The sequence below is a fragment of the Kribbella sp. NBC_01484 genome, from assembly GCF_036227145.1.
Lineage (GTDB): Bacteria > Actinomycetota > Actinomycetes > Propionibacteriales > Kribbellaceae > Kribbella.
In genome coordinates this window covers 7,019,858-7,031,775 of sequence record NZ_CP109437.1, presented here as the reverse complement: position 1 = coordinate 7,031,775, position 11,918 = coordinate 7,019,858, and the positions used below count along the sequence as shown (strand labels likewise).

General features: G+C 68.2%; 5 protein-coding genes. 4 read left to right on the top strand and 1 reads right to left on the bottom strand.

Annotation, left to right across the window (positions count from 1 at the left end):
• Window positions 1-426 precede the first annotated feature (426 nt).
• The 4 genes from OG555_RS33955 (at window position 427) to recD (ending at window position 10,144) form a co-directional block, all read left to right on the top strand.
• Window positions 427-1,404 (top strand): hypothetical protein, encoded by a 978-nt coding sequence (locus OG555_RS33955; RefSeq protein ID WP_329476671.1) that lies wholly within the window; start codon window positions 427-429, stop codon window positions 1,402-1,404.
• Window positions 1,405-1,731: 327 nt separating this feature from the next.
• Complete coding sequence (recC, locus tag OG555_RS33950) at window positions 1,732-5,046, top strand: exodeoxyribonuclease V subunit gamma (RefSeq protein WP_329476669.1); 3,315 nt, start codon at window positions 1,732-1,734, stop codon at window positions 5,044-5,046.
• Window positions 5,046-8,342, top strand: a complete 3,297-nt coding sequence (locus OG555_RS33945) for a UvrD-helicase domain-containing protein (protein WP_329476667.1) — start codon at window positions 5,046-5,048, stop codon at window positions 8,340-8,342. The genes recC and OG555_RS33945 overlap by 1 nt, the downstream gene beginning before the upstream one ends.
• Entirely contained in the window at window positions 8,339-10,144 is a 1,806-nt protein-coding gene (recD, locus tag OG555_RS33940) for an exodeoxyribonuclease V subunit alpha (protein WP_329476665.1), read from the top strand. Before OG555_RS33945 ends, recD begins: the two co-directional genes overlap by 4 nt.
• Before the next feature lie 30 nt (window positions 10,145-10,174).
• On the opposite strand, the gene OG555_RS33935 is transcribed toward recD, so the two are convergent.
• Window positions 10,175-11,821: an adenylate/guanylate cyclase domain-containing protein gene (locus OG555_RS33935; RefSeq protein ID WP_329476663.1), complete on the bottom strand. Its 1,647-nt coding sequence runs from the start codon at window positions 11,819-11,821 to the stop codon at window positions 10,175-10,177.
• Between the last annotated feature and the right edge of the window lie 97 nt (window positions 11,822-11,918).

Below are 11,918 nucleotides of genomic sequence, written 5' to 3'. Positions count from 1 at the left end.
CGGCGTCCGAGCGCCTCAGCAACGAGTACGACGATCCTCGCAGACTCCAGAGTGATCGCCTAGTGCAAGCGTCACGACTGTCCACGTCCAGCCGACGATGGTCCCCGGGGCGCACCCGGGCACGTTGACCGTCTCTCGGGCGTCACGTGCTTCGACGGCGCGACGATCTCGGGACCCGTAGCGGTGGCTGCGGGGGCCGGACCCTACGCATTCGGTTCCGAATTCCACGGCCCGGTGACGGCGTCCGGGCAGACAACGTTCTGCTGCGCGGTACCACCGTGTCCGGGCCTGTGAGCGTGACCGGTGGAACCCGGGTCTGGGGCCGCCACCACGTAAGTACGCCGAGGACCAGTTATCCACAGGTTGCAAAGTCGTCCGTTCCACGTCTCCGAAAATCCCTATGTTCTTGGGTAAAGGAGGTGCTCGATGAGTACTGGCAAGGCCAAGGACAGCCGTCAGAGCCGACGTGGCAGCCATCGGCGGCGCAAGGAGACAGGCAGGTTGCAGCCACACCAGGTGTTGACGCCGCTGACGGCGAGTCAGGCGGAGCGGCTGGTGCGGATGTCCGAGGAGGCAGTCGCGAAGCGCGGATTCACGATGCGGTACGACGGCGCGGGGGCGTTGGTGCCGGTTGGAAGCGACGGCGCTCCGGTGGGAGACGGCCCGTCGGCCGGTCTCATGAACCTCGCGCGGACCGTTGCCGACCTGCCACGTCAGCAGTGGCGCTCCGCGGTGGCGGCGCATTTCGACCAGATGACCTCTCTCAATGAGCCTCCACCGATCCCGGACGATCTGGAGAACGAGCTCTACCTCCGGCTGGTGTGCGCGGCGACGATCGACCCCGAGATGGGTGAAGGTGTGCCCGAGTTCGCTCCGGGTGTTCTCACAGTGCCGGCCACGTACGTCGGGCGCGGGGTGGCCATGCATTTCAACATCGACAGCCTCGGCGTGCCACGAGAGGAAGCCACACGGATGGGGTTGGCGAACCTACGCGACATTCGGGATGAGGTCGAGACCGTGCGCTTCGAGGGTGCCGAGATCACCTTGCTCACTGGCAGTATGTTCACAGCGTCGCGGGCACTCGTGTTCGACACTGTGTTGCGCGAATCGCTGCAGGTCGAGAACCCTCCGTTCGGCTGCCTTGTCGCAATGCCGGCCCGAGACATGCTGTTCGTGCACGTGCTGCGAGATCAGACGATGCTCAAAGCTCTGCAGTTGCTGATCACAACCGCTAACCGCATGTTCAGCACTCGGCCAGGCTCGGTCAGCCCACACGTCTATTACGTGACCGGCCACGAGTGGCACCAAGTCACCGACTACAGCACCGGCGAGCTCCGTCTCCGGGCCGTCGGCGAGCTCGAAGACGCCGCGCAACGGCTCGGAGTCAGCGAAACAGCCGCCTGACCTTCGACGCCTCAGCGGCTCGGCGCCTCGGACGCTTGCCTGGGCGAGGCAGCGGGCCGGGTCCAGTGACCCACAACTCACAGGACATGTCGCGTCATCGGCACCGGCAATCAGTCTCCACTGCACATCAGCGGCTACAGGATTGGAGTCCGCCACTCAGTAACCGACGTTGTTCTGCGCCTGCGGCGGCCTCCGACGTGCTCAAGTTGCCAACGGCAAACCGCGCCCTCCTGATCGACGCGGCTGCTCACTGGTCGGCCGCCGTCCGTGGGGAGCAAAGTACCCGCCTTCCCACGAGGCGGAGGCGCGACGTGGCATGCTGCGTCGGTGGCCCTGTACTTGCACCGTGCCGAGCGCACAGACGTGCTCGCCGACGGGCTCGGTGACTTGCTCGCCGCTCCTCTGGCCGATCCATTCGCCGAGGAGCTGGTGGTGGTGCCGGCCAAGGGCGTTGAGCGGTGGCTCTCCCAGCGACTCGCACACCGTTTGGGTGCGGCGGCGGGGCGAGGCGACGGAGTGTGCGCTGGGGTTCGATTTGCGACGCCGCGCTCGCTGGTGTCCGGGGTGCTGGGTCTCACAGACGACGACCCGTGGGCCGCGGAGGCGATGGCTTGGCCGCTGCTGGCCGTGCTCGACGATTCTCTGGACGAGGTCTGGTGCGAGCCTGTTGCGCGACACCTCGGCCATTTCGACACCGGAGCCGAGGCCGAGTTGCGCCAGGGGCGCAGGTACGCCGTCGCAGCGCGGTTGGGCCGGCTCTTCGCGGCGTACGCCGTGCAGCGGCCGGCTCTCCTCGCTGACTGGAGCGAAGGTCGCGAAACCGACGGTCGTGGAGTGCCGATCGACGATGACCTGAACTGGCAACCCGAGCTCTGGCGGCGACTGGTCGGCCGAATCGACGCACAGCCACCGAACACTCGCCACGCCGACACGCTGGGCCGGCTCCGGGATCAGCCGGAGTCCTTCGATCTGCCGGAACGCCTCTCACTGTTCGGACACACTCGACTGCCGCTCACGGAGATCGAGTTGCTCTCCACCTTGGCGGAACACCGCGACGTACACCTCTGGCTCCCCCACCCCAGCGGCGCGCTCTGGGAACGGCTGAGGACAGCGGGTTCTACTGCGGGCGACCGAGCCGCCGACACGAGCCATCAAGAGGCCGACAACCCGCTGCTCGCCACCCTCGGGCGGGACAGTCGCGAGCTGCAGTTGGCCCTCGCCGCAGCACCAGCCGTTGACCGACACCTTCCGTCACCACCGGCGCCCGACACACTTCTCGGCTGGCTGCAGCATGACCTGCGCGACAACACCCTCGCCGCTGAGGGTCGCCACCTCGCCGCCGACGATCGCAGCGTGCAGATACATGCCTGCCACGGCACCGCCCGGCAGGTCGACGTACTGCGCGAGGTGCTGCTCGGGAAGCTCCAGGCAGATCCGACGCTCGAGCCGCGCGACATTCTTGTCATGTGCCCCGACATCGAGACCTACGCGCCGTTGATCAGCGCCCGGTTCGGTCTCGGAGAGGTCGACAACGACGGCCACCCGGCGCATCGGCTCCGCGTCCAACTGGCTGACCGGTCACTCACCCAGACGAATCCGCTGCTCGGCGTCGCCGCTCAACTCCTCGACCTCGCCGGCAGCAGAGCGACGGCGAGTCAGGTGCTCGACCTCGCCGAGACCGAGCCGGTACGCCGCCGCTTCCGGTTCACTGATGACGACATCGACATCGCCACCGCCTGGGTGCGCGAATCAGGCGTGCGGTGGGCGTTCGACCAGGACCACCGCGACCCGTTCGGCTTGGCCGACTACCCGCAGAACACCTGGCGCTTCGGCATTGATCGAGTACTGGCAGGCGTGACGATGTCGGCGGACGCGCACGCGTGGATCGACACGACATTGCCGCTCGACGACGTGGGCAGCACCCGCATCGAGCTGGCCGGCCGGTTCGCCGAGTACGTCGGTCGGTTGCTGGCGGCAACTGATCGGCTCAGCGGCGCCCAACCGCTCGCGGAGTGGCTGGACGCGCTTCGCGACGGGATCGACCAGCTGACTCGCGTCGGTCGCGATGACGGCTGGCAGGTCGGCCAGGTGTATCGCGAGTTCGCCGAGGTCGCGGCCGAGGCCGGTCCCCTGGCCGCGACCTCGCTGACGTTGCCGGACGTCCGGGCCCTGTTGTCGACCCATCTGGCCGGGCGGCCGACCCGCGCGAACTTCCGGACCGGCACGCTGACCGTCTGCACGATGGTGCCGATGCGCTCGGTGCCGCACCGGGTGGTCTGCTTGCTGGGCCTCGACGACGGGGTGTTTCCACGGTTCGGGCTCGCCGACGGAGACGACGTACTGGCCAGGTCGCCGGTCACCGGCGAGCGCGACGTCCGCAGCGAGGATCGCCAGCTGATGCTCGACGCGATTCTTGCCGCGACCGAGTCGCTCGTGATCACTTACACCGGCGCCAACGAGTACTCCGGTCAGCCACGGCCGCCCGCCGTACCGCTGGGTGAGCTCCTCGATGTCCTCGACCGCACCACCGAGTCGGAGGTTCGGCAAGCGGTCGTGGTCAAGCATCCGCTCCAGCCCTTCGATCGGAAGAACCTGGAGGCCGGCCGTCTTGGTACGCCGGGGCCCTTCACGTTCGACCCGACCGCACTGGTCGCGGCGCGGGCCGCAGCGGGTTCCCGGCCGCCACGCCCGGAGTTCATCGCCGGACAGTTGACGCTACCGGCGGATGATGATGTCGCGTTATCGGATCTCCTGGCGTTCTTCCGTGATCCGGTGAAGGGGTATTTCCGGGCGCTCGATCTAACTCTGCCGTGGGAGGTCGACGGCGTCTCGGACGTGATGCCTGTGGAGATCGATAACCTCGAGAAGTGGTCAGTCGGCGACCGGATGCTCCGCGACATGCTCGCAGGCATCCACCCCGACGCGGCCCTCCAGGCAGAGTGGCGACGGGGCGTTCTACCACCGGGACGGCTGGGCTGGCGGACCGCGACCGAGATCCGTGATATCGCCCGAAGTCTCGCGATCAGTGCGTACCCGCATCGCCAGGCGAGTCCACAGGCATTCGATGTGGACGTCGACCTCGGCAGTGGCCGGCGCCTCACCGGAACAGTTCCAGGTGTGTACACCTACCGGCTCGTCTCGGTGAGCTACTCGCGGCTCGACGCCAAGCAATTGTTGACCTCCTGGATTCAACTGCTCGCACTGTCCGCCGACGACGAGGACCACAACTGGACGGGTCTGGCCATCGGCCGTCCGCGCAGCGGTCGCACCCCCGCGAGTCGGCTGTTCGGGCCGGTCGGACCCGACGCCCGCGCCCTGCTCGCCGACCTGGTCGCGGTCTACGACGCCGGCCGTCGCGAACCGTTGCCGCTACCGCTGAAGACCTCCTTCGCCTGGTGCCAGGCACGGCGCACGGACGACGACCCGATGCTCGCTGCCGGACGTCGGTGGCGCCCCGCGAACTACGACGGCGAGAACTCTGATCCCGCCCACGTCCGCGTCTGGGGACCCAACACCAACCTCAAGGTTCTTCTCGAGCCGACTCGGCCCGGTGAGGAACGGCCGGGCGAACCGACCCGGCTCGGCGCCTACGCGAACCGCGTCTGGGAACCGATGCTGCGCTTCGAGCAAGGGGCGCCGTGATGGAGCCCTTCGACCTCTTGGGCCCACTGCCGACGGGCACCACTGTGCTGGAGGCGAGCGCCGGCACCGGCAAGACCTATGCCCTAGCCGGGCTGGTCACCCGCTACGTGGCCGAGGGCGCCGCACGTCTGGACGAGATGCTGCTGATCACCTTCGGCCGCGCCGCCAGCCAGGAGCTTCGTGAACGCGTCCGCTCCCAACTGCTGGACGCCGAGCGTGCTCTTGCGGATCCGGATCGCTGGCGCGACGACCCAGGTCTGCTCGGTCATCTGGTCAACGGCGGCGCTGCCGACGTCGCCGTACGACACAGCCGTCTTCGGGACGCCCTGGCCAACTTCGACGCGGCCACCATCGCGACGACTCACCAGTTCTGCCAGCTCGTACTGCGTTCGCTCGGCGTCGCCGGTGACACCGACGCCGGCGTCACCTTGGTCGACGACCTCGGAGAGCTTGTCGCCGAGGTCGTCGACGACATCTACCTCAATCGCTTCGGAGGTTCCGCCGAGCAACCGACCATCACCCGCTCCACCGCGCTGGAGCTCGCCCTCAAGGTCGTCGGCAACCCGCACACCCGGCTGGTGCCCGAGCGGTACGACGGGTCCTCGCCGGAGGGCGTCCGGGTCGAGTTCGCGAAGGCCGTCCTGGCCGAGCTCGAGCGCCGCAAACGCCGCCTCGGCATCCTCGGGTACGACGACCTGCTGACCCGGCTGGCCACCGCGCTGGAGGATCCCGACGCCCCGGCTCGCCAGCGGATGCAGCGCCGTTGGTCCGTGGTGATGGTCGACGAGTTCCAGGACACCGATCCGGTGCAGTGGAAGGTGATCGACGCCGCCTTCAACGGTCACAGCACGTTGGTGCTGATCGGCGACCCCAAGCAGGCCATCTATGCGTTCCGCGGTGGCGACATCGCGACGTACCTTGCGGCGGCGGAAACCGCGGGTCAGCGGCGCACTCTCGGTACGAACTGGCGCAGCGACCAGCCGCTGGTCGACTGCCTTCAAGTGGTGCTCGGCGGCGCGCGGCTCGGCCACTCGGACATCGTCGTCCACAAAGTCAGCGCCCATCACCAGGGCAGCCGGCTCACTGGTGCACCATCCGACGCGCCAGTCCGGCTCAGGGTCGCGCGACGGGAGCAGTTCGGATCGGCGACGCGCAAGAGCATCCCCATGGACGACCTGCGCGACCACATCGCCCGCGACCTCGCCGCCGACATCGGTCAACTGCTCGCGTCCAACGCGACGTACGACGAACGGCCACTCCGGGCCGGCGACATCGCGGTGATCGTCGAGGCACACAAGGACGCGCGGGCCTGCCGGGAGGCACTGGCCAAGGCCGGTATTCCCGCGGTCTACTCCGGCGACCTCGACATCTTCTCGTCGCAGGCCGCCCAGGATTGGCTGTGTCTGCTCGAAGCCTTCGAGCAACCGCACCGATCCGGCTTGGTCCGCGCCGCTGCGACGACGATGTTCTTCGGGGAGACCGCGGCCACTCTGCAAGCCGGTGGGGACGACCTCACCGACCGGACCGGGCAAACCCTGCGCGGGTGGGCCGACCTCCTCCGCACCCGTGGCGTGGCCGCCGTGTTCGAAGCCGCCCAGGTGAAGGGGATGGCTCAACGAGTACTTGCCTGGCGCGGCGGCGAACGCGATATGACCGACCTCGCACACCTCGCCGAACTGCTGCACGAGACCGCTCACCGGGAGGGGTTCGGGCTGCCCGCGCTGCTCGACTGGCTGCGCGAAGAGTGCACCGGCAAGGGGCGTACGACGGAGCGAACCCGCCGGCTCGACAGCGACGCCGCGGCGGTGCAGATCATGACGGTATGGGTGAGCAAGGGTTTGCAGTACCCCATCGTCTACCTGCCGTTCGGGTTCAACCGGCACATCTTCGACGATGACGAACTCCTTCTCTTCCACGAGAACGGCGTACGCAGTCTCGACATCGGCGGCAAGAACCGGGCCGGCTACACCGCCAACGAGAAACTCTGGCGGACCGAGGTCGCCGGTGACGACATCCGGCTCACGTACGTCGCGCTGACCCGAGCCCAGTCGCAGGTCGTGGCCTGGTGGGCGCCGTCCTGGGACGAGGTCAACGGCGGAATCTCCCGCCTGCTGCGCGGTCGCAAGCAGGGCGAGCCGGTCGTACCCGACAGCCTGGACAGGTCATCGTCCGACGACGAGGTGCTGATCTGGCTGCGCCGCTGGCAGCAGGCCGGCGGTCCCGTCGTCGAGGAGTCGATGATCGCCGAGCAGGTCGAGCCCGTGGGTGAGGAGTTGCCCAGCGGGCTCGCAGTCGGGACCTTCTCCCGCGAGGTCGACGTCGCCTGGCGCCGTACGTCGTACTCCGGGCTGATCCGCGCGGCCGACCAGCAGGTGGGCGGTGTAGTCAGCGAACAGGAGGAAAGCCACCTCGAGGACGAGTCGGTGGATCCAGTACCGACACCGGAGAACGGGCCGGCCGATGCGCTGCCGTCTCCGATGGACGGACTGCCGGTCGGGGCCACGTTCGGGTCGCTGGTGCACGCAGTGCTCGAGGAGGCCGACCCGCGCGCGCCCGATCTGCACGCCGAATTGGCTGCACAGGTCCGCGACCAGTTGCGGCTCTGGCGCGTCGACGTGACACCCGATGCCCTGGCCACGGCGATGCTGCCGATGCACACCACGCCGCTCGGTCCGCTCGTGCCTGGACTGACCCTCGGCGACCTCGGCCGCGCCGACCGGCTCCGCGAACTCGACTTCGAGATCCCATTGGCCGGAGGCGATCACGCGATGGCCGGCGACGTACAGCTGGCCGAGGTGGCGCCACTGCTGCGCACCCATCTGTCGGCCGACGACCCACTCCTTGCGTACGCCGACCGACTCGAACAACCGTTGCTCGGCCGACAGAGCTTGCGAGGCTATCTGTCCGGATCGATCGACGTCGTCTTGCGTATCCCGCACGGCGACAGCCACCGATTCGTCGTGGTCGACTACAAGACCAACCGGCTCGGCAACCCCGAGCAGCCTGCTACGTCGGCGGAGTACGGCCCGGATCAACTGAGCGCCGCAATGCTGCACTCCGACTATCCGTTGCAGGCGATGCTCTATTCGGTCGTGCTGCACCGATACCTCCGCTGGCGGCTGCCGGCCTACGACCCTCAGGTGCATCTCGGTGGGGTCGTCTATCTCTACCTGCGCGGCATGTGCGGCCCGGAGACGCCGCTCGTCGACGGGCATCCGGCCGGGGTGTTCAGCTGGCCATTGCCGGCGGCGCTCGTACTCACCCTGTCCGACCTACTCGATGGGAGGACGGCATGACCACGACCGTCGACGAGTTCGACTCGGCCTTGGCGCTCGCCGCGACCGGGATCTTGCGCGATTTCAACCAGGCTGGCGTGATCCTGGCCGCCGACGTACATGTCGCCTCCCGGCTCACGACCATGCTGAACGAGACCGACGAGTCAGTGGCACTCGCCTGTGCACTGGTAGCGCGAGCCGTCCGGGCCGGATCCATCTGCCTCGACCTCACCGAGGTCCGCAGCGAAGTCGGCGATGACGGCGACGAGCTGGCCTGGCCCGTCCTGGACGAATGGCTCGCAGCAATCGCCGCTAGCCCCCTGCTCGCCGCTCCACACCCACTGCGCCTCGATGACGCGCGTCTGTACTTCGATCGCTACTGGCGCGAAGAGGAGCAGGTCGAGCAGGACCTTCGCCGCCGCGCCGCTCAGCCGGCGCCACAGATCGCCAACGAAGCTGCGCTGGTCGCCGGGCTCGACCGGCTCTTCCCAGGTAGTTCGTACGACGAACAGCGGACTGCTGCACAGACCGCGGCCCGGCAATGGACAACCGTCCTCACCGGTGGCCCTGGCACCGGCAAAACCACCACTGTCGCCGGCCTACTGGCTGTGCTCGCGGAGCAGGCCGAGATCGCCGGCGAGCGCCGCCCGTGGATCGCGCTGACCGCACCAACCGGCAAGGCCGCAGCCCGGCTCGAAGAGGCGGTACGCCGGGAGATGTCCGACCGCCTCTCCGAACAGGACACCCAGAGGCTGGGCGACTTCCATGCCCGCACCCTGCACATGCTGCTCGGCCGGCGCCCCGACTCGTCCACCCGGTTCCGCCACGACCGAGAGAACCGGCTGCCGCACGACATCATCGTCGTCGACGAGACCTCGATGGTTTCGCTGACGATGATGGCGCGGCTACTGGAGGCGGTGCGACCCGAGGCCCGGCTCGTACTGGTTGGCGACCCCGACCAGCTCGCTTCCATCGAAGCCGGCGCCGTACTCGCCGACCTCGTCGACGGGCTGGTCGCCGGCGGGCACATCGAAGGAGCCGAACTACGCACCTCGCACCGCTTCGGCAGCGAGATCGGCGACCTGGCTCTGGCCGTGCGCGAAGACCGCCCCGAGGACGTCCTGGCCGTACTACGCAGCAGCGGCGAACGGGTCCACTTCGTCGAGGACGACGACCCACGCGAGACCCTGCGGTCCGCGCTGCTTCCCGACGTACTCGCGATCCGGACCGCCGCCGAAGCCGGCGACCCCGACGCCGCACTGGCCGCACTCGACCGGCACCGTCTACTCTGCGCGCACCGTGAAGGGCCGTGGGGCGTCGACCATTGGAACCGAACCATCGAGCGATGGATCACCGAGGAAACCGAGGACCCACTCTGGGACACCTGGTACGTCGGCCGACCGGTACTGGTGACCGCCAACGACTACGCCTTGGGCATCTACAACGGCGACGTGGGAGTCACGATCCGGCGCCCCGACGGCTCCCTACGAGTCTGCATCGACAGCTCCCGCGGCCGTCTCGACTTCGCCCCCAGCAGACTCGGCAACATCGAAACGCTCCACGCAATGACCATCCACAAAGCCCAGGGCAGCCAGGCGGCGGAAGTCACCGTCTTGATGCCAGGCGAAGAGTCGCGCCTGCTCACTCGCGAACTCTTCTACACAGCAGTCACCCGTGCCCAAGACCGACTACGCGTCGTCGGGAACGAAACGTCCGTACGTCTGGCCATGGGCCGCAGAGCGTTACGTGCAACCGGCCTCCGGCAACGCCTGATCGGAACTCACCTACCGCGAATACCACCGTCCACCGGTGGGAAGCGGTAAACCTTGCCGTCCGAGGCGAGCGGCCACGGCCTACTCCCCCGCGACGAAAGCAAAAGCCTCAGAAGCAAGCTGCTGCCACGGCAAAGCCGAATCAGGATCAACACTGAACCACTCCTTCATGGGCACACCCTTGTTCGCGTCGAACCGAACTCCCTCCCCAGCGGCCACCAACACATCGACCCGGGCCGCCGGCAACTTCACCACCAGCCGCTCCTGCGCCAACATCGCAAAGATCTTCTTCTCGACACGCAACGCCGAAGAACCGAAACCCCGCCCAGAACCTGGCAACGTCACTCCAGGCATATCCAGGAACTCGCCAATCAACTCGTCGAACCGCTCCCCTGGCGTCATCCCAGCCTCCCGGTGATATGGGTCCGGAGGCATCTCCTCCGCAGCCTGATCGGCCCAGTCGAGCAGGTAGGTCTCCATCGGGCCTTTTCCCTTGACCTCGACCGTGCCGCGCGGCCGCACCGCGAACTCCGGACCGAGCGCGGCGGCCGCTCGCCCGGTCACCTGGATCTCGCCGGGCTGTCCATAGGACTCCATCCGGCTCGCCGTGTTCACGGTGTCGCCCCACAGGTCGTAGATGAACTTGCGCCGGCCGATCACTCCGGCGACCACCGGTCCCGAGTCGATCCCGATCCGGACCGCGAGCCAGCCCTGCCCCGGGCGGGCCGCGATCCGGAGGATCTCCTCGCGCATCGCGAGCGCGGTTCGGGCAACCGCCGCCAGGTGGTCCGGCCGCGGCTCCGGCAGCCCGCCGACCAGCATGTACGCGTCCCCGATCGTCTTGATCTTCTCGACGCCCGCGGCATCGGCGAGCCGGTCGAACGCGGAGAACACCTGGTCCAGCAGCGCAACCACTTCTGCCGCCTCCATCACCGCGGACCGGGCGGTGAAGCCGACGATGTCGGCAAAGAGCACGCTCACCGCTTCGTAGTGTTCCGCGATCACGCCCGGCTCGGCTTTGAGACGCTCCGCGATCGGCTCCGGCAGCACGTTGAGCAGCAGCCGCTCCGACCGCTCCCGCTCCACCTGGAGCTCCCGGTGGGCGCGGTCCCGCTGCTCCACGAAGTAGCCGAGCATCACATACGCGCTCACAGTGACGCCCGCGATGTTCAGCACCAGGAACGTGACCACGAACCCTTCCGGCAGCGCCACTGGGGAGTACGGGAGCCGGGCATCGGGGACGGCCAGCAGGACCAACTCGACCAGGTACGCCGCCAGCCACGGCACAGAGCGCCCGAGTCCGAGCAGCGCAAGCGCCGCCAGCGGCGTGACCATCGCCCACAGGATCATCCCGCTCGAGGCCACGAAGCCGCCGAGCGAGAGCTGCAGCAAGGCAGGCAGGACCAGAAACGCTGCGAGCTGCGTAGTACGGAACATGCCGAAGCGCCGCGTCCGAGCCAGCACGACCAGCCCGACGACGGTGATCACCTGGTAGACGCCCGGAATCGCCGCCGAGACCGGGTCGCCGTAGGCGAGGTAGGTGAGAACCCAGATCGTCGCGATCAGGGCGATCAGAACCGACACGAAGATGAGCGTCCCCCGCCGAAGCCGCTCGTCGCGGGAGTCGTCCGGCCGAGCGCCGAGCCCCGCCAGTCGCTCCAGCTGGCGTACGACCGTCCGCCTCGGGCCAGGCCCGGCGGCGCCAGAATGGACCCGCGACCCGCTCACCCGGCTGAGCCTATGCGGCGCGGTCCGGCGGCAACAGCCACCGAATGTGCCTACCGCGGCTGCCAAGGCAGGCCCGGCGTGAGCGCGGTGGGTGGGC